Annotated in this window: 26 protein-coding genes and 1 pseudogene; 21 read left to right on the top strand and 6 right to left on the bottom strand. The window is 51.9% G+C overall.

Annotated elements, in window-relative coordinates; genetic code table 11:
- Positions 1 to 11: 11 nt before the first annotated feature.
- A complete protein-coding gene (flhA, locus tag B9Z46_RS04370; RefSeq protein WP_108254660.1) occupies positions 12 to 2,099 on the bottom strand; it encodes a flagellar biosynthesis protein FlhA in 2,088 nt (695 codons plus the stop codon).
- 157 nt (positions 2,100 to 2,256) lie between these two features.
- Between flhA and B9Z46_RS04365 the strand changes: the two genes are divergently transcribed.
- From B9Z46_RS04365 to B9Z46_RS04340, 6 genes are all read left to right on the top strand, one after another.
- Entirely contained in the window at positions 2,257 to 3,324 is a 1,068-nt protein-coding gene (locus tag B9Z46_RS04365) for a flagellin (RefSeq protein ID WP_108254659.1), read from the top strand.
- 64 nt (positions 3,325 to 3,388) lie between these two features.
- Positions 3,389 to 3,772 (top strand): flagellar protein FlaG, encoded by a 384-nt coding sequence (locus tag B9Z46_RS04360; protein ID WP_108254658.1) that lies wholly within the window; start codon positions 3,389 to 3,391, stop codon positions 3,770 to 3,772.
- Between the two features lie 22 nt (positions 3,773 to 3,794).
- Positions 3,795 to 5,060: a flagellar filament capping protein FliD gene (gene fliD, locus B9Z46_RS04355; RefSeq protein ID WP_108254657.1), complete on the top strand. Its 1,266-nt coding sequence runs from the start codon at positions 3,795 to 3,797 to the stop codon at positions 5,058 to 5,060.
- A gap of 17 nt (positions 5,061 to 5,077) precedes the next feature.
- Complete coding sequence (gene fliS, locus B9Z46_RS04350) at positions 5,078 to 5,539, top strand: flagellar export chaperone FliS (RefSeq protein ID WP_108254656.1); 462 nt, start codon at positions 5,078 to 5,080, stop codon at positions 5,537 to 5,539.
- 45 nt (positions 5,540 to 5,584) lie between these two features.
- Complete coding sequence (locus B9Z46_RS04345) at positions 5,585 to 6,562, top strand: hypothetical protein (RefSeq protein ID WP_108254655.1); 978 nt, start codon at positions 5,585 to 5,587, stop codon at positions 6,560 to 6,562.
- The gene (locus B9Z46_RS04340; RefSeq protein ID WP_158268397.1) at positions 6,555 to 6,920 is read left to right on the top strand and encodes an EscU/YscU/HrcU family type III secretion system export apparatus switch protein; all 366 of its coding nucleotides are present in this window, start codon (positions 6,555 to 6,557) and stop codon (positions 6,918 to 6,920) included. The genes B9Z46_RS04345 and B9Z46_RS04340 overlap by 8 nt, the downstream gene beginning before the upstream one ends.
- Positions 6,921 to 6,929: 9 nt before the next feature.
- Here B9Z46_RS04340 and fliE read toward each other — a convergent pair whose 3' ends face one another.
- From fliE to B9Z46_RS15300, 4 genes and pseudogenes are all read right to left on the bottom strand, one after another.
- On the bottom strand, positions 6,930 to 7,256 hold the full coding sequence (gene fliE, locus B9Z46_RS04335) for a flagellar hook-basal body complex protein FliE (RefSeq protein WP_108254653.1): 327 nt from the start codon (positions 7,254 to 7,256) through the stop codon (positions 6,930 to 6,932).
- Between the two features lie 20 nt (positions 7,257 to 7,276).
- Positions 7,277 to 8,686: a sigma-54 dependent transcriptional regulator gene (locus B9Z46_RS04330; protein ID WP_108254652.1), complete on the bottom strand. Its 1,410-nt coding sequence runs from the start codon at positions 8,684 to 8,686 to the stop codon at positions 7,277 to 7,279.
- Positions 8,687 to 8,700: 14 nt separating this feature from the next.
- Entirely contained in the window at positions 8,701 to 9,819 is a 1,119-nt protein-coding gene (locus B9Z46_RS04325; RefSeq protein WP_108254651.1) for a PAS domain-containing sensor histidine kinase, read from the bottom strand.
- Between the two features lie 171 nt (positions 9,820 to 9,990).
- Positions 9,991 to 10,125: pseudogene (locus B9Z46_RS15300) on the bottom strand (hypothetical protein); the annotation flags it as partial.
- On the opposite strand from B9Z46_RS15300, the gene fliF reads away from it, so the two are divergent.
- The 12 genes from fliF to B9Z46_RS04265 are packed head-to-tail and all read left to right on the top strand — an operon-like array spanning position 10,066 to position 21,203.
- Positions 10,066 to 11,829: a flagellar basal-body MS-ring/collar protein FliF gene (gene fliF, locus B9Z46_RS04320; RefSeq protein WP_369907410.1), complete on the top strand. Its 1,764-nt coding sequence runs from the start codon at positions 10,066 to 10,068 to the stop codon at positions 11,827 to 11,829. The pseudogene B9Z46_RS15300 and the gene fliF overlap by 60 nt on opposite strands.
- Positions 11,826 to 12,929 carry a flagellar motor switch protein FliG gene (locus B9Z46_RS04315; RefSeq protein ID WP_108254649.1) on the top strand — a complete coding sequence of 368 codons (1,104 nt, stop codon included), beginning with the start codon at positions 11,826 to 11,828 and terminating at the stop codon, positions 12,927 to 12,929. The genes fliF and B9Z46_RS04315 overlap by 4 nt, the downstream gene beginning before the upstream one ends.
- Before the next feature lie 13 nt (positions 12,930 to 12,942).
- Positions 12,943 to 13,656: a hypothetical protein gene (locus B9Z46_RS04310; RefSeq protein WP_108254648.1), complete on the top strand. Its 714-nt coding sequence runs from the start codon at positions 12,943 to 12,945 to the stop codon at positions 13,654 to 13,656.
- A gap of 26 nt (positions 13,657 to 13,682) precedes the next feature.
- Entirely contained in the window at positions 13,683 to 15,062 is a 1,380-nt protein-coding gene (locus B9Z46_RS04305) for a FliI/YscN family ATPase (RefSeq protein ID WP_108254874.1), read from the top strand.
- Positions 15,059 to 15,493: a flagellar FliJ family protein gene (locus B9Z46_RS04300; RefSeq protein ID WP_108254647.1), complete on the top strand. Its 435-nt coding sequence runs from the start codon at positions 15,059 to 15,061 to the stop codon at positions 15,491 to 15,493. Before B9Z46_RS04305 ends, B9Z46_RS04300 begins: the two co-directional genes overlap by 4 nt.
- Positions 15,494 to 15,543: 50 nt before the next feature.
- A complete protein-coding gene (locus B9Z46_RS04295) occupies positions 15,544 to 17,481 on the top strand; it encodes a flagellar hook-length control protein FliK (RefSeq protein ID WP_108254646.1) in 1,938 nt (645 codons plus the stop codon).
- A 12-nt stretch (positions 17,482 to 17,493) separates the two neighbouring features.
- Positions 17,494 to 18,540 (top strand): flagellar motor switch protein FliM, encoded by a 1,047-nt coding sequence (locus tag B9Z46_RS04290; protein WP_108254645.1) that lies wholly within the window; start codon positions 17,494 to 17,496, stop codon positions 18,538 to 18,540.
- Complete coding sequence (fliN, locus tag B9Z46_RS04285; protein ID WP_108254644.1) at positions 18,540 to 18,941, top strand: flagellar motor switch protein FliN; 402 nt, start codon at positions 18,540 to 18,542, stop codon at positions 18,939 to 18,941. The genes B9Z46_RS04290 and fliN overlap by 1 nt, the downstream gene beginning before the upstream one ends.
- A gap of 60 nt (positions 18,942 to 19,001) precedes the next feature.
- Positions 19,002 to 19,391, top strand: coding sequence for a flagellar biosynthetic protein FliO (locus B9Z46_RS04280; RefSeq protein ID WP_158268396.1), 390 nt, complete (start codon positions 19,002 to 19,004; stop codon positions 19,389 to 19,391).
- On the top strand, positions 19,388 to 20,149 hold the full coding sequence (fliP, locus tag B9Z46_RS04275) for a flagellar type III secretion system pore protein FliP (protein WP_233245905.1): 762 nt from the start codon (positions 19,388 to 19,390) through the stop codon (positions 20,147 to 20,149). Before B9Z46_RS04280 ends, fliP begins: the two co-directional genes overlap by 4 nt.
- Before the next feature lies 1 nt (position 20,150).
- The gene (locus B9Z46_RS04270; protein ID WP_108254642.1) at positions 20,151 to 20,420 is read left to right on the top strand and encodes a flagellar biosynthetic protein FliQ; all 270 of its coding nucleotides are present in this window, start codon (positions 20,151 to 20,153) and stop codon (positions 20,418 to 20,420) included.
- 3 nt (positions 20,421 to 20,423) lie between these two features.
- Complete coding sequence (locus B9Z46_RS04265; RefSeq protein WP_108254641.1) at positions 20,424 to 21,203, top strand: flagellar biosynthetic protein FliR; 780 nt, start codon at positions 20,424 to 20,426, stop codon at positions 21,201 to 21,203.
- On the opposite strand, the gene B9Z46_RS04260 is transcribed toward B9Z46_RS04265, so the two are convergent.
- Complete coding sequence (locus B9Z46_RS04260; protein ID WP_108254640.1) at positions 21,193 to 22,317, bottom strand: flagellar biosynthesis protein FlhB; 1,125 nt, start codon at positions 22,315 to 22,317, stop codon at positions 21,193 to 21,195. The genes B9Z46_RS04265 and B9Z46_RS04260 overlap by 11 nt on opposite strands.
- 247 nt (positions 22,318 to 22,564) lie before the next feature.
- Between B9Z46_RS04260 and flgB the strand changes: the two genes are divergently transcribed.
- From flgB to B9Z46_RS04245, 3 genes are read left to right on the top strand one after another with little or no spacing between them, the layout of a single operon-like run.
- Positions 22,565 to 22,981 carry a flagellar basal body rod protein FlgB gene (flgB, locus tag B9Z46_RS04255; protein ID WP_108254639.1) on the top strand — a complete coding sequence of 139 codons (417 nt, stop codon included), beginning with the start codon at positions 22,565 to 22,567 and terminating at the stop codon, positions 22,979 to 22,981.
- Positions 22,978 to 23,382, top strand: coding sequence for a flagellar basal body rod protein FlgC (gene flgC, locus B9Z46_RS04250; protein ID WP_090129186.1), 405 nt, complete (start codon positions 22,978 to 22,980; stop codon positions 23,380 to 23,382). The genes flgB and flgC overlap by 4 nt, the downstream gene beginning before the upstream one ends.
- 11 nt (positions 23,383 to 23,393) lie before the next feature.
- Positions 23,394 to 24,071 carry a flagellar hook assembly protein FlgD gene (locus B9Z46_RS04245; protein ID WP_108254638.1) on the top strand — a complete coding sequence of 226 codons (678 nt, stop codon included), beginning with the start codon at positions 23,394 to 23,396 and terminating at the stop codon, positions 24,069 to 24,071.

Below are 24,071 nucleotides of genomic sequence, written 5' to 3'. Positions count from 1 at the left end.
ACTACTCCGCTTTAGGTGGGGCTGGCCTGAGAACAAATGAACTTTTCAAAGGTCAAATTTGTTTCCAGAGGCAATTCGGTCATGGCCAGCACGTGCGCCTGACTGCGTATTTTTTTAACAATGCGCGCAAACGTCAAGCGGGTGCGGGGATTGCACACAATCACGGGCGGCAAGTTCTTGGCTTCCATGGCGTCCACGTGGGTGGAAATTTCTGTCACCAACAGGCGCATCAATGAAGGTTCAATCACGCCGTCGGGTGCCACTGCAGCGCCGCCAATGGCTTGTTCAATGAGGCGCTCAAACTCTGGCTGCACGCCCAGCACACGGGCTTCCAAAGTGCTGCCCAAGGCCTGCTGAACAATGGTGCGTCGCAAGGCTTGGCGAACCATAGGCAGAATGTCCAGCGGGTCAGGCGTCTTGGGCGCATGTTCGGCGGCCACCTCAATGATGGTGCGCAAGTCTTTCACGCTGATGCCTTCTTCTAGCAACAGCTGCAGCAAACGCTGCAACAAAGCCAAGGACACCACCTTCGGTATAACGTCTTCCACCAGTTTGGGGAAGCTGCCTTTGAAGTGGTCCACCAACTCTTGTGTTTCTTGGCGGCCCAACAATTCATTGGCGTGTCGGTGAATCAAAGTGTCTAAGTGCGTGGCCATCACCACGGCAGGCTCCACCACCGTGTGGCCTCGGCTAATGGCCAAGTCTCTAGACTTCACGTCAATCCAAGTAGCGGGCATGCCAAACGAGGGGTCGCGTACTTGAAGGCCAGGCATGGGGTCTAAACCTTCAGGCGCAATAGCCAGCAAACGATCAGGCAAACACTGACCGCGGCCCACTTCACCGCCATAGACCAAGAACCGGTAGGTTTCTGCAGGCAGTTGCAGGTTGTCACGAATGTGCACTGAGGGTGTCAGGAAACCCATGTCGTTGATGAACTTGCGGCGAATGGCGCGAATGCGCTTGATCAAATCGCTTTCCTCGCCTTTGTCCACCATGGGAATGAGGCGGTAGGGCAGCTCTAAACACAAGGGCTCCACCACCGGCACATCCGTCCAGCCGAGTTCTTGGCGGCCAGCTTCGCTCTTGGTTTGAACCGCAGTCTCTTTGGCCACATTGGCCGCTTTACGGCGAATCAGATAAGCCAAGCCAATGAACAAGCCCGCAAAAATCACGAACGTGAAATGCGGCATGCCGGGCAGCAAGCCCAACAAGCCCAGCACACCGCCCGCAATCAACAGCGCGCTCTGGTTGCTGTTCATTTGCTTTGACAGTTGCTCAGAGAAATCGTCTTCCGTGGCCACACGGGTGACCAAAATACCTGCTGCAGTAGAAATGATCAAAGCCGGAACTTGCGCTACAAGACCGTCACCAATGGTGAGCGTGCCGTACATAGTGAGCGCTTTGCTGAAGCTCAGGTTGTGCGTGATCATGCCGGTGACCAATCCGCCCACCAGGTTGATGATCAGAATCAAAATGCCCGCCACGGCGTCGCCGCGCACAAACTTCGAGGCACCGTCCATGGAGCCAAAAAAGTCGGCCTCTTGGGCCACCTCGGCCCGGCGCTGCTTGGCTTCGTCTTGCTTGATCAGGCCGGCATTCAGGTCGGCATCAATGGCCATTTGCTTGCCGGGCATGGAATCTAGGGCAAAGCGGGCTGAAACCTCGGCCACCCGGCCTGAACCCTTGGTAATTACCACAAAATTGATGATGGTGATCAAGATAAAGATCACCACGCCCACCGTGAAATTGCCCCCAATCAGGAACTTGCCAAAAGCCTCAATGACCTTACCGGCGGCGTCGGTGCCAGAGTGGCCTTCTAACAACACAATGCGCGTAGACGCCACATTCAGCGACAAACGCATCAGGGTGGTCACCAGCAAAAGGGTGGGAAAGGACACAAAGTCCTTGAAATTCTTGATGTTCAGCGCAGCGATCAACACCATGATGGCCATGCCAATGTTGAGCGTGAACAGCATGTCCAAAAGGAGCGCCGGCAGAGGCACCAGCATCATCACCAGGATGAGCAGCACCAAGACCGGTACAGCGGCTTGAGCGGACGGCCTCAAATACTCCGTGAATTTGGACAGAAAAGTATTCATTTATGGGTGTTAATTCTATCGATATTAACGATTTATAGAGGGAAATCACAAATTCTTTTAAAAACGCTAAACGCTTTTGGATGGGTGGCCGTAAATCTACCTGAGGGCCACTGGATAAGCAGCCCCCGATATCTTCCAAACTCATCAGGAGCATTTCATGCCAGCTGTTTTAAATACCAATGTTGCCTCTTTGTGGGCTTCTAAGAATCTTTTGGGCGCACAGAGCAAGATGGCCGACTCAGTCGAGCGCTTGTCTTCTGGTTTGCGCATTAACCGTGCGCGTGATGACGCGGCTGGTTTGGGTGTGGCTAATTTACTAACTACACAAATTAACGGCGCCAACATGGGCATCCGCAATTTGAATGACGGCATTTCTATGGTGCAAACCGCTGAAGGTGCAATTGCAGCAGCTCAGGACATGGCTCAAAAAATGTTGAACCTTGCTACACAAGCAGCTACAGAAACGATGAATTCTGATGGAAGATTGGTCATTAAGACTCAGATGCAAGAATTGATTAAAGCAATTAATTTAATTTCCGACCGAACCAACTTTGCCGGTAATCCATTGCTAAGTGTAGATAAATCTGTCACCACTGGAACACAATTTGTGATTCAAAATAGCCAGAAAGCAACCGATGTCATAAATTTGGGTAAAGTTGCATTTAAGAGTCTTGGTTCTGGAACACCAACTTACACTGCAATTGACAATGCTTACTTAACTGCAAATGCTGCAGCGACAAAAACTGTTTTCACTTCCGTGAATGGAAGTTATGTTCCGCATACATTTACCGGTGGTGCAGGTGATGCTGCCAAAATTGATGGTGTGACAACAACAGACGCCATTATTAAGGCAAACTATTTTCAGATGTCTTCAGGCGGAACTGGGCAAGCAAATGATGTGAATTCTGCTGTTGAGGCAATAGACGGAACAACCCCGACTACTGCACAATTTAATAGTGTTATCACGCAGGCAACAACATACATTAAAAATCTCAATGACCAGCGGAGCCTATTGGGCGCTTATCAAAATGAGATGGATTACACAGTCAGCAATATTACGGAGTTGTCTGGTAATTTATCAGCTGCTAAAAGTCGCGTGATCGACACTGATTACGCTGCAGAGACTGCTGCACTGACAAAAGGTCAAATCCTGCAGCAAGCAGCAACGGCAATGTTGGCCCAAGCCAATCAAATGCCTAATGTGATCCTGACACTTTTGAAGTAATATTGGGTTATCTCTTGCTCGTGGCCTTTAGGCTGCGAGCAGGGTTTCCTCACGGAGTGAAGCCATGGATCCGGTACAAAATGTCAATCTGAGTTCGGCCGTTTTTGCGGCGCAACCGATTCTCAATGAGCCGGCCCCCACTAAAGATGCGGAGGCCGTGTCAAAGGTCGTCAGTGCGCCGCCAGTCCAGGTCAAAGCTAGCATTCATGAATTTGGCCAGGACGTGAAGCAGGCTGCAGAAGCAGCCATGGAAGACATACAGCATTTCATTTCCTCTCAACAGCGATCTGTTCGGGTCTCTAAAGACGAGTCTTCTGGCTACATGGTGGTTCAGTTGGTTGATCCTGATTCAGGTGACGTCATTCGAACTTTGCCATCAGAAGAGTTACTTCGCATTGCGCGCACTTTTGAGATGCTGGGCAGCGTGATGGTTAACCAAAAAGCTTGAACGCACAGCGCGTATTCAAATAATGGCCGTTACATCCACAACCAGCACCACGGGCAGTTCGCTGGATGTTGCCAGCATCGTTAGCCAATTGATGGAGGTTGAGAACAAGCCTCTGACTAAGCTTGATGCAAAAATCAGCACGTCCAATGTCAAGATCAGTACTCTGGGTCAATTCAAAGGGCAACTTTCTTCGCTGAAAGCTGCAATTGATGATTTGCAAACGCCCAGCAATTTTTCTGCGTGGTCTGCCAGTGTGAGCAATGAAAACGTAGCTTCTGCGCAGTTGGATAACACTGCAGTAGCGGGTAGTTATCAGGTGGAAGTTAGCCAGTTAGCCCTGCCTGCAATTTGGCATGTGTCTGGCTTTACCAATGAAGCAGCAGCATTGGCTTGGTACAACAATGCAAGTCAAAGTGCAGTTAAATCTGCGGCCGATGCCACAGTTTTTAGAACGTCAGCCAACCAATATGTATTGTCACTAAAGGCCAAAGCGACAGGGACGTCTGCAAGTTTTGATTTGACGGGTGTTGCCAATGCAAGCATTGATCAGCCAGCACAAGATGCAAACTTCAAGTTGAATGGTATTGATTTTGTGAGATCTTCCAATTCAGTGACTGACGTTTTAACGGGCGTTACATTGAATCTTAAAGCGCAAACCGCCGCGCCCATTACTTTGACGGTAGCCCAGGCGGAATCGTCTGCGCGTCCAAAATTAGATGCATTGGTCAAGGCTTATAACGATCTGCAGTCTTTTTATAAAGCACAAACCCAATCCAGCGCCGACGCATCCACGCGTGGCATTTTGAACAGCGACTTTGCTGTGAGCAGCATGATGCGTGAGTTGCTCAATGGTCTTATGACGCCATTAACTGGCACAGGTGGAACGGCGCTGGCCGGTGCGAATGACTTGTCCGCTTTGGGTATCAAACTCCAAGACAACGGTCAATTGGCTGTAGACGACACACTTTTCAACAAAGCAACTACTTTGCAATCTAGGCTGGCTAACGGATTGGTCATAGGTTACAGCGGTGGCAAAGATCTTTCTACACGAATTACAGAAATGTTGACCAGCGGTGGCGTATTGCAAGAGCGAATCGATAACGAGCAGCAAGTTCAGAAAGATTTGAATGCTCGCAAAACGGCACTGCAAGATAAATTGGTCAGCGTACAGGCTCGATACACAGCTCAGTACGCAGCACTTGACGCTTTGCTTTTCAAACTTAACAGCACCAGCACTTCACTTAAAAGTGCACTCGATGGCCTCACCGCCTCTCAGAAAAACAATTGAAGTACCAAGGTATCGCCATGACAATGCGTTCTCATCGTGCCTATGCGGCCACACAACGTGAAACTTCTGTGTCGTCAGCCAGACCCATTGACTTGGTGGTGATGGTGTACGAACGTTTGTTGGACCATTTACGCAGTGCGCAATTGCAAATGGCCGAAGGTGCAGATTCGTCCGAGTCTCTGACCAAGGCCATTGACTTGATCGTGACCGGTTTAGAAGCCTGCCTTGACAAGAAGCAAGGCGGTGAAATTGCAGAAAACTTAGCGGCTATTTACAACTGGGCCAGTCGTGAAATTATGCAAGCGCGTCTTCGCCGCGATCCAAGCATGCTGCAAGGAGTCATCAATGCATTGCAACCCTTGGCAGAGGCATGGCGTGAACATGCCGGACTCACCAATGATCTCTTCGAAGCAGCCAATCAGCCCATGGGTATGGCTGGCGCTGAAGCACGATCAGTGGGTTCTGCCATGGCAGCCTAAGGGGAACTTTCCCTGAAGGGTTGAGCTTTTTCAATTGCTTGGCCCATGTTCATTCCTGCTCAAACCCCAGACCTTCATCTGCCACTGACGCAGTTGTTAGAGGCCAAGCCTGTGACGCCTGTTACAGCGGTGCCAGGTATTCCTGAAGACGCACAGCACCTAGACAGTCGAGTTGCATTGCAATGGACGCAACCTGTGTTGCAAGGTGATCCATCTCAGGCTTCTAGAAACTCCTTAGCTGCAACATCCGATCCCGAGCCAGTCAAGGTGTTGGCCCTGACAGGTTTTGAGCCGCAAGGCCCAGACCCCGATGCTTTGCGAAATGGTGAAGTGCATCCACTAATGACGCAGGGCTTGGCGACTTGGATTGCGTTGGCATTGACCAAGTTTGCGCGCATTCAACGCATCACCCCAGATGCAGCACCGTCGCCATCGGGCGATGTGATGCCAGTGTTGGTCAACATCTATCAGCAAATTGCCAGCAGTAATTCGTTTGCCGCGCAACGTTTAAGTGAAGCTTGGTTGCCGAACAAACAAAAAACGCAAGTTCACGACTCTCTTGGCGTGGTGAAAGAGTTCCAGGCCATAGCGCAGCCCTCGTCGGAAAATACCACGGCCCAACTCAGAAAATGGGTGGCAGCGTTAGAGCCAGACAATGACAACGCGCAACAAGCCGCGCACATGCTAACGCAAGGTCAGATGATGTGGCAAGCCGATTTGGCGCCAGGCGTTCCCATGCGCATTGTGCGTGAAGATGCCTGGCGCAATGCAGCCAACAAGCCAGCGCAATTGGAAAAAGGCGCCCTTTTAAAAGTGGAAGTTGAGCTTCCCAATTTGGGCCGCATTCGCATTACGGGTTCTCAATGGGGTGAAGATTTGTCACTTCAAATTGCCCACGCAAGCGAAGCGCAGGGCCATTGGACAAATCATGTGTCGTCCCTTTTGCAAGACCTGAAAGCCAGTGGTATTTCAGATGTCCGTTTGGAAACTTTGGTGAATGATTCCGAGGCGCCCAATGGCTAGCGCACCACCTGACACCGTCATGCAAGCAGTGGCTTTGGGTTACAAACCCGGCATGCCAGCACCCCGCGTACTGGCGCAAGGCAAAGGCGAATTGGCGCAAGCCATTTTGGACAGAGCGAAAGCTTTGGGTATTCCCACTCGCACCGAGCCTAGCTTGGTGGCTTTCCTGATGGAGCTAGACGTTAACGCCTGGGTGCCGCCCGAGTTGTTTGCGGCTGTGGCGCAAGTGCTGGCTTGGGCTTATGAGATGGATGGCAAGTTGAACGATGCCGACATGCAGCAGCTGAAAGCAGAAGTGGCTGCCAAAAATTTAGAGAAAGTTGCAAACCCTCAGGCTGCAGAGACGCCCGCAAATTAAGCCGAAGCTTTAGACCTGCAGGTTGGTGACTTCTTTGTACGCATCGACCAAGCGGTTGCGAACGGCAATCATGGTCTGGAAAGACAAGTTGGCTTTTTGCAATGACACCATGACTTCTTCAAGGGTCATGTTGCTTTCGCCAGTGGAGAAAGTTTGCACTTTGGCTTGCGCCACGTTTTGCGCTTCGTTCACAGACAAGACGGCTTTTTTGAGGACGTCTTGGAAGTCGGGCTCACCAGCGGCGGGCAGGGCGGCCGTTGAGTTGAGCTGGCCCGCAGCCATATCTGCCATGACTTTCATCTGGCTGGACAAGGATTCGAGTGCGTTGTTCGACATGCGTTGGATCTTAATTCAATTTATTCAAAAAGAAAACCAGCTTCTTTGTAGGCCTTGAGCTTGTAGCGCAAAGCCCTTTCGGACAATCCCAGAATGTTCACGGCTTCCTTGCGGTTGCCTCCCACTTGTTTGAGAACCTTCAAAATGTGTTCTCTTTCAATGGAGTCCATGTCTTGGGCACCCGAACTGGTGCTTTCTTGGTCTGAAACGTATGCAAGAGGTGTGCCATCCAAAGCGGTTGGCTGTGCTGAAGTGGCTGACGGAGCTGACTGGGAAGTTGTTTGGCTGCCATGCAATTCAATGTCGGCAGGCTCGATCATGTCACCGTCGCTCAAAAGCAGGGCGCGTTGAATGGCGTTTTCCAATTCGCGCACATTGCCCGGCCAGGCGTAGTGGGTCAGGTCATGTTGGCTGGCGGCAGACAGTTTCAAGCCTTGGCGGCCCATGGTGCGGCCGTAGCGAACCAAGAAATGTTCAGCCAAGGGCAGGATGTCGTTTTGGCGTTCCCGCAGCGGTGGAATGCGGATGGGGAAGACCGCTAATCGGAAGTACAAATCTTCGCGGAATTTGCCGTCTTTCACTCTCTGCTGCAGGTCTTGGTTGGTGGCCGCCACAATGCGCACATCGCAGTGGATGGAGCGCAAAGAGCCCAGCCTTTCCACCACTTGGTCTTGCAAAACTCGAAGCAGTTTGGCCTGCAATTCAAGTGGCATTTCGCCAATTTCGTCCAAGAAAAGGGTGCCGCCGTTGGCCTGTTCAAACTTACCAGGCTGGGCTTTGGCCGCACCCGTGAAGGCGCCTTTTTCATAACCAAAGAGGGTGGATTCGAGCAGGTTTTCGGGGATGGCTGCGCAGTTGATGGCCACGTAGGGCTTGTTGCGGCGCTCGGAAAGTTGGTGAATTTGTTTGGCAAAAACATCTTTGCCAACGCCTGATTCACCGGTCAAAAGTACCGTGGCACCGGTACCTGCCACCCGTTCACAGCGGTTCTTAACGGCAAGAATTGCCGGGTCGGCTGCAATGATTTCCGTATCCAACCCTGTTTTTGCCGGCTTGGGGCTGGGGTTGTGACGAGCAATCACCTCTAAAAGTTGCTGCGGCATGAAGGGCTTGATCAAGAAATCTCGGGCGCCGCCCTTTAAAGCTTGAACTGCCAGTTGCGTATCGGCATAGGCCGTCATCACCACCACTGGCAGTTGAGGATGGCGTTCGCGGGCCTGGGCCAGCAGTTGCAAGCCGTTCATGCCTGGCAACCTAAAGTCAGTCACCAGCATTTGTTCGGTCTCGGGATCGATGGCGGGCAAGGCATCTTCTGCGCATTCAAAGGCGCGATGTTCTACGCCGCCCAAGCGCAAGGTGACGCTGATGGCTTCACGCAAATCGGTATCGTCTTCAACCAGGAGAATTTGGAACGGTGTGATGGAGGACATGGATTGCGACTGAATTAGAGGTTGGCCATGCTCGGCAATGCGACGGTAAAGAGGGCGCCGCCTTCGGCTTTGTTTTGAACATTGATTTCGCCGCGGTGGCTGCGAATGGCGTTTTGGGCAATGGCCAAGCCTAGGCCCGTACCCGTTACGCGGTTGGTGGCGAAGGGTTCGAACAAGCGCGGCAACATATCGGACGCAATGCCTGGGCCGTTGTCTTCAATGGTGAGCATGCCGCGCAAATGGTCAGCCTGTGTGCGCACATGGATGGTCTGCCCATCGCTGGAATGTTGAATGGCATTTTCCAAAATGGCCACCAAGGCCGAGACCACGGAGGGCCGCTCTACGCTGACCAAGCAATCTGCGGCATTCAGCTCGGCTTGAATGACGGCCTTTTTGGATTGGCTTAAACCTTCAAGGGTTTGCATGGCTTCTTGGACCAGTTCATCCAGGGCAATGATCTGCGTTTTTTGCGGTCTGGCACGCACGAACTGCAGCATTTCGCCGGCCATTTTTTCCAAATGAACCAGTTGATTTTGAAGCTTCTGCGCAAAGTTCACGCGGTCTTCGGCACCCAAATCTGGCGTGCACAAATGCGAGGAATAGAGCAGGGCGGTCGACAAGGGGGTGCGAAGTTGATGGGCAATGCCTGCCGACATTTTGCCCATGGCGGCCAGACGATCCACGCGTTCGCTTTCTTCCAGGGTGCGCAAGTTCGCAGTGATGTCTTGAATTTGAATCACACTTCGCTGGCCATCTTGCACGCGCTGCGCTTGCAGGGTGCGTGTGCCCGAGGGGGTGTTGAGATGGTATTCGTCAGGACCATTGCCCGGCCGCCAACTGGAAGGCGTGTGCCATGGGGTGCCTGTTTGCAGGCCATTGATCAGTTGGGCGGCTGCTTGGTTGTAATGGCTGATGAGGTCGTTTTCAATCAGAACCACCGCCGCTGGCAAGGCGTTGAGCAAGACGGTCAGGCGGTCGTTGGCTTGAACCAAGTCAGCGCTGAGGTCCTCGACCTTGCGGCTTAGGGTCGCGTACTGTTGCTCCAAAGCCTGTGAGGCTTCGACAAACAATTCAAATGCCCCAGCAAGTTCACTGGCTTTGGCCGGCTGCTCTGTTTTTGGGGTTTCTGACATTTAAGTGTTTGTTGTTAATTTCCCAACGAAAATTGGTAATAACGGTAAGAATACAAGCAAGCTATCATAAAATACATATTGCATAAATGTATCAAGTGAAGGAGATTTACTTGATACCCTTTTTGAATTTCTAGAGAGGCTCAGTACTTGGACGCTCCCAAAGATCTCCCTTTAGATCGTGATGCAGTCGTGTTGTCCATGGGTAACACAGGTAACACTGCCACTTCTGCTGCGCCATCTTCTCCATTGGACACGCTGACACAGCGTTTCCAGGCCCTCACCACCAATCAACGTTTGCTCATGGGCGCTGGCGTCCTGGGCTTGGTATTGGCAGTGGGCATTGGCTTGTCGTCTGTCAAAAGCAATCAAGACTACCGTGTTCTTTTCACCAATGTGAACGATGGTGATGGCGCTGCCATTGTGGCGTCACTGCAGCAAATGAACGTGCCGTATCAGTTTACTGAAGGTGGTGCGGCCATCATGGTGCCGCAGGCCATGGTTTACGAAACGCGCTTGAAGCTGGCGGGTCAAGGTTTGCCAAAGGCTGGCAATGTTGGTTTTGAATTGCTGGAAAACCAAAAGTTTGGCACCAGTCAATTTGTGGAGCGGGTGAACTATTTGCGTGGCCTGGAAGGTGAATTGGCGCGCAGTGTGAGTTCCATGGGTCAAGTGAAGTCGGCCCGAGTTCACTTGGCAGTGCCAAAGCCTTCCGCATTCGTTCGTGAGCAAGAGCGTCCAACTGCTTCCGTCATTTTGACTTTGCATCCTGGCCGTGTTTTAGATCCTGCACAAATTGCGGCTGTTTCTAGATTGGTCAGTTCTGCTGTGCCTGGCATGAAGGCGCAAGACGTTGCCATTATGGACACAGAGGGTGGTGTGTTGGGCTCCAATGCCAATCGTTTAGCGGGCTTGGATGCTTCGCAGTTGAAGTACACCGCTGAAATTGAAGCTGCACTTGCCAGTCGTTTGTCTTCTATTTTGGAGCCTTTGGCCGGTAAAGATGGTTTCCGTGCGCAAGTGACGGTCGATGTTGACTTCGACGAACGTGAACGCACTTCAGAAACCTACGGTAAAAACTCACCACCTAATCCTCAAGCTATTCGCAGCCAGCAGTCGATTGATGCAGGTGGTAGCAAATCTGGTGCGGGGGGTATTCCGGGCTCATTGACCAACCAACCGCCTCAGCCTCCCGAAGCGCCCATCGTTAACCAAGTGCAAACACAAGCAGATGGAAGGCCACGCAATCTGCGCGCGCCTGGTAGCGTTGAAACAGGTGTGGCAGTTGCAGATGATTCCAATTATCGCAAGGAACAAACCGTCAACTATGAAGTAGACCGTGCCATTGAAAAGCTTAAATCAAGCAAAGGTAAATTGCTGCGCGTTTCTGCTGCGGTTGTCTTGGACAATAAATATGAAAAAGGTGCAGCGTCCACGGCGGGCCGCAAGCTGGCCTATACGCCTGAAGAGATTCAAAAGATCAACAGCCTGGTGAAGGATGCCATTGGCTACATTCAAGCCCGAGGCGATACGGTCAGTGTGATGAACTTGCCTTTCTCAGAGGAGCCCGTTGTGCCACCTTCCATTGTGAATTCAGATCTTGTCTCGCAACTGGTGAGGTATGGCGCCATTGCTTTGGCCGTGTTGTTTGCTTACTTTGCAATTTTGCGTCCCTTGTTGTGGCCAAAGCCACCGTCCCCCGTTGAACCAGAATACATTGAACCGCCATTGCCAGAGATCAGTGAAATTGATCGCTTACGTGAAGAGATGCAGTTACAAGAAGAAACATGGGCCGTTCAACAAGAGGCCAAGAAAGCCAGGGAAGAACGCGTTGAGCGAGAAATCCAAGAGCTGAATGAGCGCATGCGTGAAAAAGAGATTGCCAGCAAGGCCAAGATTGATGAGTTGGTTAATTACGTGATTTCTTATGCCAAAGATCAGCCAGAAGAAGCTGCCTTGCTGCTTCGCGCTTGGACATCAGAGCCGCAATCAGGACAGCAGGAGCTTTCATGAACACCACGGCTACAAATTACAGCCCCAACATCTTGGGCGGTGCATTGCGCAAGGGCTTGCAAAAGCCTGACGCAGGCAGCGCTGGCATTAAGTCACTCGACGGCCCTTCACGTGCCGCCATTGTGCTGATGGCCATGGGCCCTGAGGTTGCAGGTGATTTGATCAAAACATTTTCGCCAGCTGAAGCGCAGAAAGTGTCATCTTTGTTGGCAACGGTGCGCAGTTTAGACCGCGATGTGATGATCGATGTGCTTGAAAATTTCAAGAACGTTACGGAGCATCGCAAGCAAGTGCCGTTTGATCCGAAGGCCTTTGTTTCGGCATTGGTGAAGAAGTTTTCAGGTGAAGTACCGAACCTATGGCCAATGCCTCAGAGCTCAAATCCTTTGGCGCAAAACGTACCAGCTCTCGACTTGATCAGCAACGTGACGCCAGATCAATTGCATTTTCATTTGAAAGAAGAGCATCCACAAGTGGTGGCAACTTTGTTGTCGCTGATTCCTTCTGAGTTGTCTGCCGCAGTGTTAGAGAAATTTGACGAACAAATGCGTGACGAATTGGTGTTGCGCGTTGCCATGCTGGATCAAGTTGATCCAACCGCTTTGGTTGAGTTGAACGACATGTTGGAGCGCACCATTGGAGCTGATGCTGTGTCGCACATGGGCGGTATTGGCGGTGCTGCGCCGGCTGCTGAAATTTTAAGTTTATTCTCAGGTGGCATTGAGAAGAAAACACTTGAAAGTATTCGTGCGCATTCACCAAAATTGGCGGACCAAATCTCAGAACGGATCTTCAAGTTTGACGACTTCTTGCATATTGCACCTCAGTCTTTGCAGCGAATTTTGGCGGAAGTGGGTAATGACGTTTTGTTGATAGCTCTCAAAGGTGCTAGTCCAGCTGTGCGTGACTTTATGTTGTCCAATGTGACCAAGAGCAAAGCTGACCGCTTGCGCTTTGAAATGGACGGACTGCCGCCCGTGCGCGTTCAAGAAGTTGAATCGAAGCAACGCGAAGTCGTGCAGTTGGCGCGCAGTTTGCAAGAAAATAAATTGGTTTCACTGGACCGTGTGGGTGCTGATGCATCGACAGGCATGGCCTAAGCATTAACGTGTAATGGACCGCTGGACCCCGCCTTCATTTGACGCTGAACCAGCCCCGCAAGCTGCCAGCGTGAAGGTTTCGGCGGCCTCCATGCCGGTGTCGGGTGTTACCCTGCCCACCATTGACGAAATTCAAGACATTCGCGCCAAGGCCTATCAAGAAGCCTTTACCCGGGGCCTGCAAGAAGGCTTGGTAGAAGGACGTCAACAAGCTGCCGCATTGGGAAGAGAAGAGGGCTTTGAAAAAGGCCGAGAAGAGGGTTTCCAAACGGGTTACCAGCAAGGCTATCAAAGCGGTGCCCAAGACATTGAGCAATTGGGCCAATCTTTGAAGCAAGTCTTGCAAAGACTGGCGGGTTTGCCCGATGTATTTCAAACAGCCTTGCCTGAGTGGGTTTACGAAACTGCCTTGCGTTTGGCTGGCAAAGAGCAAATGGACCGATCTGTGTTTGTGGCTGCTGTGCAAGAAGCTTTGTTGCGATTGCCACGACCCGGTCAAAGCTTGACAGTGGGTGTGCCCGCCGCTGAATTGGGAGCTTGGGAAAAATTACTGCAAGACCCCGACATGCCCTTTACGGCAGTGGTCAGGGCAGATCCAGAACTCAGTGCAGGCTATGCCTATGTTCAAGTGGAGGGTACGCGCTTAGACGTGGGCAGTCGTGCACGTGAAGCCCTGGTTCGCAGTGCGCTTGGCCTGTTGCCTCACTCTGGGCCGGGTCAAGTTTGATCGGTTTGAACATCACAGGCCCCGCAGTGAGCACCGTAGATTTAGAAGCGTTTGTTCAGTCGCAGCGCGCCAAGCTGGCGCAGCTACCTTTGTCAGTGCGCGAAGGTTGTGTGAAACGCGTTTCAGGCTTGATGATTGAAGTGGAGGGCTTGCCACTTCCTATCGGCTCCCACGCATGTGTTGAGAACAGTCGACAAAACATGTGGATCGATGCCGAGTGCATTGGCTTTGAAGGCAATACCACTTACCTCATGGCATTTGATCAGGTCAATGGACTTTCACCAGGTGCTGTGGTGTATCCGCTGCTTACGCCGCAGAGAGGCCCTCAGGGTTACCAGATGCGCCAGGGCATCGCTTCGCTGCCCATTAGCCCACAGCTGTTAGGCCGTGTGGTAGATGGCTTAGGTCGTCCATTGGATGGTTTGGGCGGTGCTACTTGGACCGACGCCCTCACACGGCCTGCATCGCCCAACCCTTTGAAACGTGCACCCATTCATGAACCCTTGGACACAGGGGTCAGGGCCATCAATTCAATGTTGACGGTTGGCCGCGGGCAGCGCCTGGGCTTGTTTGCAGGTTCTGGCGTGGGCAAAAGTGTTTTGTTGTCAATGCTGACGCGCAATTGTGTGGCCGATGTGATTGTGATTGCCTTGGTGGGCGAACGCAGTCGAGAAGTTCGCGAGTTTTGTGACGACCAATTGGACGAGACCTCTCGTGCGCGCGCTGTGGTGGTGGCATCGCCCGCAGACACATCGCCGTTGGCACGTGCCAAAGGTGCTGAATACGCCACCGATGTGGCCACATGGTTTCGCGACCAAGGCAAGCATGTGGTTTTGATTGTGGATTCACTGACCCGTTATGCCATGGCCCAACGTGAAATTGGACTGAGCTTAGGCGAAGCACCCGTTGCGAGGGGCTATCCGGCCAGCGTCTTTGGTCGATTGCCAGCTTTGGTAGAGCGCGTGGGCAATGGTGAAAAAGACGAGGGCTCCTTAACGGCTTTTTACACCGTACTGTTAGAAGGTGATGATGTGCATGACCCCGTAGCGGATGCTGCACGAGGTGTATTAGATGGGCACATCTTTTTGTCGCGCGAGCTGGCCGATGCTGGTCATTACCCGGCCATCGACATTGAGAAATCTATTTCAAGGGTGATGCCCAAAGTGGCAAGCCCCGAACATGTCCTGGCTGCGCGACGCATTAAGCAGTTGATCAGTCGGCATGCGCAAAGCCGTGACATGGTGGCTATGGGCGCTTACATGGCGGGCTCAGACCCAGACCTGGACGCAGCTCTAAAGCTGTGGTCACACATTCGAACATTTTTACAGCAAGACTCTCACATGGTGGCCGACATAGACGGCAGCATTGAGGCACTGTTGACCCTTGCGAGGGCCTCGCAGCTATGAGTGGTCGCGCCTTTCAAGTCTTGCAGCAGATGCTCAAAATGCGCAAAGACAGGTCGGTGGCCAAGTCAAAAATGGTCAAAGCTGAATTGGACCGTGTGAGCAGCTTCAACGCGCAAATTGAGTCGTATGCCAATGAGTACGAGTCGCAGTGGATGAATACTGCGCAGAAGGGCGATACCGTGTTGCACCTTCAAACACAGGCCAGCTTTGGGCAGAAGCTACGTGCCACGGCAGCCTCACAAGTGCCTGAAATTCAGAATCTCCAGGCTCAAACCAAAGAGGCAATGACCAAGGCGCAACAAGACGCTGAGCGACTGAAGACTTTTGAGAGCTTCATGGCCAATCGGCAACGGCTGAAGCAAAAGGCCTTGGACCAACAAGACGAGAAGACCTTAGAAGACGTTTTACAGGCTCGGCATCGATCTTCGTGAAGGGTGGCATCTAATTTGCATGACATGGTTACATTTTGGGAAATTCAACCATGGCAATTATTGTTACCAACCCATCAACCGTTCAATTTTCAGGCACCGTCACTGACGCGCAAGATCCTGCTGCAAACCCAATAGACACGGGCTTCACAGAGGAGCTGGCCAATGCAATGCAGCCCGTGACTTCGGTTGCAGAAGGCGGTCAAAGCGGACCTCAAATAGACGCAGATCCTGCTGATGAAAAATTGCTAGACCTGCAAATTTTGCCGGCCGATGTGTTGCTAAACGCCGTGGGGGATGCAAATTTTGCCCTTGCATCACAAGGTCTGAAGGCAGAGACCACTGAGCAGATTCCGTTAGACCAGACCGCAGATTTGAAACTCGCCGATCCTAATTTAGCGGCCGACATGGCAGCTGCTGCACTGGCGGCGCAGATGGCGGGCGCTGCCTTGCCAGTGGCTGTGACTTCGCAACAAGTAGCCTCAAACACCGCGACAGATCTTGCTGTAGATGCTGTCGCCCAAGCTGGCGGTTTGGCAGCCAATGCTTCACTTCAATCCAATGCTGCAGACACTGGCGCTGTGCCGCAGGCATTTATCGACGCAACAGGTGCAGACAAAGCCGCCAACCCAGTCTTGACAAGTGATGTGCATAGCACGCAGACTGCTGCGAACAGCGATTTGAGCCAGGCCTTGTCTCAAGTTAGAGAAGACCTTGGCACCAGCGTTCAAACCAATGCGGTCAGTACTTTGTCATTGGACGGTAGGGCTCAGTCTGATGCTCAGCCTGTCACCACTACCGCGATCCAACAAATGGCCAAGGCAGAAGTGACGGTGCCTGGCCCCGAAGCAGCGGCTTTGGTGAGTGTGCCCAACAACAGTTCGCCAACTGCGACGCAAGCAGTTGCTGTATTGGCATCCCAAGCTCAACCGGCAGCGGCGACATCCAATGAAGCAGATTCAACGAACATCCATGCTGTCGATGCGTCACTCACGAATGTGACAGCGCAAATTTCGGATGGGGCAATGGTCAGCTCGGAAATCACTGCAGAGGCAATTACCTCGCAAAGCTTGAACCCTAATGCGCCTGTTCAATCGACATTGGCGCAAGCGCCAGTCAGCACACTGGTGAATGTGCAATTGACAGGCGCTGAAGTTGCTCAGAAAAGCCAACCTGTTGCCGTCACAGCAAAGTTGCAAACTGTTGAAGACGCTGCGAATTTAGCAACCGACAACCTCGATGTTGCTGATACAGACAAGCCAAATGTCGTTCAAAAGTCAGCCAGCAGTGTTGAAGAATCTGCCTTAAAGTTCGATGCCAAATTGGGTGGCGATCAAGAGGGTGACGCTGGTAGCATCAAGCTCAACGCTGCCCAACAAGCAATTGACCTCCAAGCACAATCTGTGGAGATGTCACGCGCTAATTCAGATATCGCGCCATCTGCCACCAAGAGCTTTGAAGAGGTATCTTCTACGTTTGTCAGCAGCTTGGTGGGCGGTGCGCAGCGCCCCGTCACCACGGTGATGGATTGGGTGGCCTTAAAGAACCAAGAGGTGCCACGCCCCGTCATGCCGCACGAAGTTCGTTTGGACGCAGGCGCTGTTCAGGTTGAAATTCAGCGCATGGTCAAACAAGGTGGTGGTCATGTGGTGATGGAATTAACGCCGCCTGACCAAAGTAAGTTCACCATCGAATTGAAGTTAGACGACAAAGGTGGCGCTTATTTGCGGGTTGAAGGTGTGAGCGACTCCACCAAGACACGCTTGGAGCAAAGTGCACCACAGCTACAAGAGCAGTTTCAGCAAATGGGCTTGAACTTGCAATTGGACATGCGCCAAAATCAGCAATCTTCTTCGCAGGTTTTCGACGGCTCATCCAATGACGCTGGTTTTGATAATCAGCTTCCAGAGACCTTGGTTGACTCCGCGCGACCTCAAAATGCGGGTAGATCACGGCCTAACAATGGCAACCAAATCTATTTGTACGCTTAAGACTGACCCAACATGAATTCATCATCAACCCCCGTGCATTTCCCCTTTGCCAAAGACGCGTTTGTTGGCATTGACTGGAATCGCGAACAGGTCGAGTCATTGCACATGCAATTTTTGGCGCAATGGCGCAAATCTTTGTCTGCTTTGGTTCCCGCAGTTGTGCAAGTCCACATTGGCGATATTGAACTGAAGAGCTATCAGCAATACCTGAAAGATGTACCGACCCACGCCGATATTCAGGTTTTTGAAATCGAAGCCATGCAATCCCTTTGTGCTTGGAGCTTTGACAGTCGCTGGGTTGCAACTGCTGTTGATTGCATCTTTGGAGGCGCAGGGCGCATTCCTGTGCGTGATTTACCGCGCCGTGTGACCCACATTGAATTGGGTGTGCGTCAACGTTTAATGGAGTCGCTGGCTACTGCCTATGAATCTGCATGGCAAGCGATGTACCCCATTCGCATGAAGCCCTTGCGTCAAGAGCAGCAGATGTCAGCTTTGCGCCTTGCAGCCATGCAAGACGGTGTTTTGCATGCTCAATTTCACATCACATTCAACAACGTTCAGTTGAACGTCAATTTGTGCATGCCACGACGCGCCCTTGAATGTTTGAATCAAGACGAAACACAAAGCGAAAGCTCAGCCACGCAGTCTGTGGCTTGGAGCCGAAGCTTGCAGCATCAATTGCATTCCACCATGGTTGATGCAGTTGCGGTACTGTGTGAAAAAGAATTAACAGTGGCTCAGCTTTTGTCGCTGTCCATCGGTCAGGTATTGCCGATCGAATTGTCAGAACCTGTGCGTCTGATGGCCGATGGTGTGAGCATTCTGAACGGACGGTATGGTGTTCGCAACGGTCACTACGCACTCAAAGTAGAGCACATCAATGAACAGCATAGTTACTACGAAACGACAGCGAACAACCCTGCTGGCTTGACAGGTAACGAGTTGTTGAGTGCTCAATCTGTCGTGCCAGAGCAAGCCCGCGCTGATCTGAACTCTGCAGCAGAAGCCTTGAACCAACTGGCCGATCAAATCCAAAAAAATGAGGGAGCCCAGTGATGGACGGACTTTCTAACTTGGGCGGGAACACCCCAGCCGACGACCTGACTCGTTGGCTCAAAAACGCACCCGCCACAGGCACGGTACAAAAAGCCACGTTTGAGAATTTAGAAGCCACCGATTCGGCGGATTCTGGCCTTCGTGATGTGGGCATGATCATGGACTTGCCGGTCAAAGTCATGGTCGAGCTAGGCCGAACCAAGATGTCCATTGGCGAACTCTTGGCCCTGCACAAGGGCTCGGTCATTGAGCTCAATGTCCATGCGGGAGATCCACTAGATTTGGTGGTCAATGGGTGCTTGATTGCCCAGGGAGAAGTCGTTATTGTGAACGATCGTTATGGTATCCGTCTGACTGATATCATTTCACCTTCGGAACGATTACGAAAAACCAGTCGGTAACTTATGAAATTTCATGCACGCACCTTAGTTGGAACCCTTTTTGGAATTTTCATTTGGAGCGTGCAGGCCCAGACAGCGGCACCTTTCAGCAGTGCGGCACAGGCCCCGGCCAGTTCATCTTCTGTCTGGGGTGGTGCTTGGCTAGGCTTGGTCACCTTGTCGATGTTGGTGGTACTGGTGGCTGTGGTGGTGTGGCTCTACCGCAGAGGCACTCAAGGAACAGCCACAGGCGGACAGATTCAACTGTTGGCAGTTTTCCCAGTCGGCCCCAGAGAGCGCTTGCTGGTGGTCCGAATGGGCGATCGCATATTGGCCTTGGGCCACACACCCAGTCAAATCACTTACCTCACAGAATTAGAAAGCTTTGAGCCCACATTGGGCAACGGAGTCTTGCCCGCTGGCTTCGCAGGCCAATTGCAGGCGCTGCTTTCTGGAAAGACCGGCGCATGAACTTCCAAAAATTCATGGCCTCGGGCTGGCTGAAGGCCTTGTTAGCACTGACCTTGTTGGCGTTGGGTGGCGTTGCCATGGCGCAAAACTTACCCTTGGTCACCGCAACTTCCTCCAAAGCAGGCACGGTTTACGCCGTACCAGTTCAAACTCTTCTGGCGCTCACCGCACTGTCTTTCTTGCCTGCAGCGTTGATGCTCATGACCAGCTTCATTCGCATTTTGATTGTGTTCTCCATGCTGCGCCAAGCATTGGGTTTGCAAAGCATGCCGCCCAATCTGGTGTTGGTGGGCCTGGCGGTTTTCTTAACCTTGTTTGTCATGAATCCTGTGTTCATGGCCATGTACAACGATGCCTATTTGCCCTTGTCTGCGGGCAAGATTGGGTTTGAGGAAGCGGTCACCATTGGCTCTGAGCCGTTAAAGCAATTCATGCTGTCGCAGACCAACAAAGACGATCTCAATTTGTTTGTGCGCTTGTGGGGGCAGCCCATTCAAACGCGCGCTGATGTGCCCATGACCTTATTGATTCCTGCATTTGCGGTGTCAGAAATCAAAACCGGCTTCTTGTTTGGCTTTCTGATCTACTTGCCTTTCTTGGCCATTGACTTTGCAGTGGCCAGTATCCTGACATCGCTGGGCATGGTCATGGTCTCGCCCATGATGTTCTCCTTGCCCTTGAAGTTGGTGGTGTTTGCATTGGCCGATGGCTGGTCATTGCTGGCAGCTTCTTTGGTCAACAGTTTCAAGGTGACCTGACATGGACTCAGGCCTCGTCATTGAAGTGACCTTCAAAGCGCTGTGGATGGCGTTTGTTTTAAGTGGCCCCGTCCTCATTGCACTCTTGGTCGTTGGCTTGATCATTGGTATTTTGCAAGCCGCCACCTCCGTGAATGAAAGCTCTGTTGCTTTCATTCCCAAACTGCTGGTGATTGCATTGGTGCTATTGGTCGCCGGCCCTGTTAGCTTGGCGCTGTTTGTGGATTACCTGCGCGAGGTGATCATGGAATTGCCCGATTTCTTGCGCTAAGCCATGTTGCCCATTAGTCCAGATTGGATGACGCAGACGGTCACTGTCTGGATGCTCATCTCTGTGCGTTTGCTGGGTTGCTTTTTAGCGATGCCGCTGTTTGCATTCCGTGCAGCCCCTTTGCGCTTGCGTGTTTTGTTGGCCTTGGTGCTGGCGTTTTCTTTGCTGCCTTTGGTTCAAAAAAACTTGCCCAATTTGGCCGACTTGCCACCAGGCTACTCTCTTGTTTTCATTGAGCTTGCCATTGGACTGGCATCGGGTTGGATGATTCGCGTGGGGTTGACGGCCGTGGACATGCTGGCCGATGTGTTGTCGCAGCAATCCGGCTTGAGCTTTGCGGCCACCTTGCAGCACGACCCCAATTTGGCATCTGGCTTGGTGGGTGAGTTGTTGGGCATGCTGACGTTGGCCTTGGCTTTTTCACTCAATGTGCATCTGGTCATGCTGGAAGTGTTGATTCAAAGCTTCTTGGTGCTGCCTTTGGGAACTTGGCCTGAAGCTTGGCATTGGGGCTCGGTCTTGGTCTTGTTTCAAGAAGCCTTTGCACTTGGCCTGATCTTGGCTTTGCCCGCCATCGTCATTTATTTCTTGTTCAACATGACACAGGCCGTGTTGGCCCGCGTGAGTCCACAGATGAACTTGTTTTCTGTGGGTTTTGCCATCATGATTCCCGTGGCGTTTTTGGTGCTAACTTTGTTGCTGCCTTCGTTTGGCGATTTGGTACAACGCGCTTTGGAATCACCGTTTGAATTGATTCGCGCTGGCTTGTTGGTCAAACCTTAGGCGCTATCTCTGGCAAAGCGCCAATCTCTGGTAAAGGCAGTTCGTTAGGGCCAGTCGCTTGCTTTAACTCGTAGGCCCAAGCTAAGACCTTGGCCACTGCTTCAAACAAGGCAGCAGGAATGGGCTCTCCTACTTTCAAATGACGGTGCAGCATTCGGGCGAGTGGCGGAATGCGCGCAATGGGTACTTGGTGTTCCCGCGCCAAGGTTTGAATGACAAGGGCCACTTCGTCCACACCTTTGGCCACCACAATGGGCGCACGCATTTTTTCAGGATCGTAGCGAAGTGCCACAGAGTAGTGGTCTGGGTTGGCAAGCACCACGTCGGCCTTTTCTAAGGCGGACATCATTCTGGACGTTGCAATTTGACGTTGGCGTTGCCGCATGCGGTTGCGCAATTCAGGTGAGCCTTCGCTTTCCTTCATTTCTTGCTTCATTTCCTCTGGGCTCATCTTCATGCGCTTTTGGAAATTGAACCATTGAATGGCCACATCCACGCCAGCCACGATCACAATGGGCATGAGCAACAGTAGCAAACCGGTTTCAATCAAGCCAACACTGTTGTAAAGAGCTTGATTGATATCTTGATGAGCTAGAACGCTGAGGCTATTGAACAGGCTCATGACATACAACACACCCACACCAAAAATCACGGTCACTTTGAGGATGTTTTTAAAAACCTCAGTGAGTGTTTGGGTCGAAAAAATTCTGCCGAGACCCGCAATCGGATCAAGTCGACCTGGATTCATCTTGAACGCCCAGACGGGCCTGAACTTCACCAGTGCCAGGGGGGCCAGCGATGTGACAAGCCAGAGCGGCACAATGATGGCTAAGACCCATAAGAAACTTTGGGTCAATGGGCCCATGGCCCAAGCCAGCAAATGATCTTGCCAGTCGTCGCTCTTGTCAAAGGTTAAACCGGCTTTCACCAGGGCCACCAGGCCATTCATCAAAGCGCCACCGGCACTTAAAAGAAAGGCAGTGAACAACACCAGCACGATGAGGGTGGTGAGGTCACGAGATTGTGCAAATTGACCCTCTTCTCGCGCACGTTCTATTCGCCGCTCTGTAGGGTCTAGTTGTCTTTCTTCGCTGGTGTCTGAAGATTCAGCCAAATCTACGCAAGTCCTTCGATATGTTCAAAGCCGAGAGAGGCCTAAGTGCATTAATTTTGCCCGGCATAAATTTCCAAGTGGCTTCAGACCGAGCCTGCAAATTTTGCCGCGAAAGCAGCCTCTCCTTGAGATTTCGGTCATTTGTACCACTTAAATGGCCCTAAACGGGCTTTTGCGGGGGTTTTGAGGGTTGGCACGGGGTTTGCGAAGGTATCTCCAAACAACTTTTGTAGAACCGGAATCTAAAGTGAACACCGTACCTCGTTTTGACCCGCTAGCATTTGGTGAGACCGCACTCAAGTTGCGCAGCTTTCGCCATGAAGTGCTGAGCTCAAACTTGGTGAACGCAGACACACCCAACTACAAAGCTCGCGATATTGATTTTCCATCTGTCCTTGAGGCCCGCTTGAAGGGTCAAATGGATCCAACGTCTTTAGGACTTGACTTAACACACCAAGCGCACATTGCTGTGCCTGTTCGCGTGGGTGGTCCTAACAAAATGTTTCGTGTACCCGTTCAACCGTCAGTCGATGGCAACACCGTTGACCCAGACATTGAGCGTGGACACTTTGTGAAGAACTCGATGTTCACTGAAAGTGCCTTGAGCTTTTTGGGTTCAACCTTGCGGACGCGTTTGTCTGCCATTACAGGACAACCCTCATGAGCTTGATGGGAACTTTTGATGTAGGCACAACGGGCTTGGTCGCGCAGTCTTTGCGCTTGAACCTGATTGCCTCCAATGTGGCCAATGCAGAAACTGCGGTCAGTGCAGATGGTCAGCCCTATCGTGCACGCCATGCTGTGTTCCAAGCTGAACCCCGCAACGGGCATGCAGGGCAGGGCGTCAAAGTTGCACGCATTGTCGAAAGTGACGCAGCACCCCGCATGGAATATCGCCCTGGCCACCCGTTGGCCAATGCGCAAGGTTATGTGGTCATGCCCAACGTGAACCCCGCAGAACAAATGGTGGACATGGTGTCTGCCTCGCGTGCTTATCAATTCAACGTGGAAATGATGAACACCACCAAGCAGTTGTTACTCAAGACGCTTGATCTTGGCAAATAAAGGAAATATCAATGTCTACCAGCATTAGCGACATTCCAGTCTATGACCCAAGCAAAGCGCCAGCTGCCTCAACCAGCAACGGCACTTCGGCAAAAGACTTGTCACAAAACTTTTTGAAGATGCTGACTGTGCAGCTTCAGAATCAAGACCCATTGAACCCAATGGACAACGCCTCGATGACAGCGCAGTTGGCGTCTTTGAATCAAGTAGATGGCATTAACAAGCTCAACACATCGATTAATTCTTTGGTTGCGCAAATGCAATCTGCCAACTTCATGAATTTGGCTTCTAGCGTTGGTAAAACTGCATTGGCTTCAGGTTCAAAAGCCTACTACGCAGGCAACCCCATCAGCATGGCTGCCAAGTTGGACAATTCCGCCACTTCTCTGAAGGCGGTTATCCGTGACGTCAACGGCCAAGTGGTGAATCATTTTGATTTTGGCGCAACAGCCTCTGGCATCACAGATTTCATCTGGGACGGTGCGAACGACGCTGGTCAGCAAGTTGCGCAAGGTATGTACACCGTTGAGCTGACAGCCACCGATTCCCAAGGCAAAGAAACCTATCCAGCTTCTTATGTTGGCGCCATGGTGGCCAGCATTGGACAAGAAGGCTCTGACCTGCAAGTCGGCTTGAGCGATGGTCGTCATATTTTGTCTTCCGAAATTCTCAAATGGCTGGCCATTTGA

It is taken from the genome of Limnohabitans sp. Hippo4, assembly GCF_003063605.1.
Classification (GTDB): Bacteria; Pseudomonadota; Gammaproteobacteria; order Burkholderiales; family Burkholderiaceae_C; genus Limnohabitans_A.
This window is presented reverse-complemented; position numbering and strand designations above follow the sequence as displayed.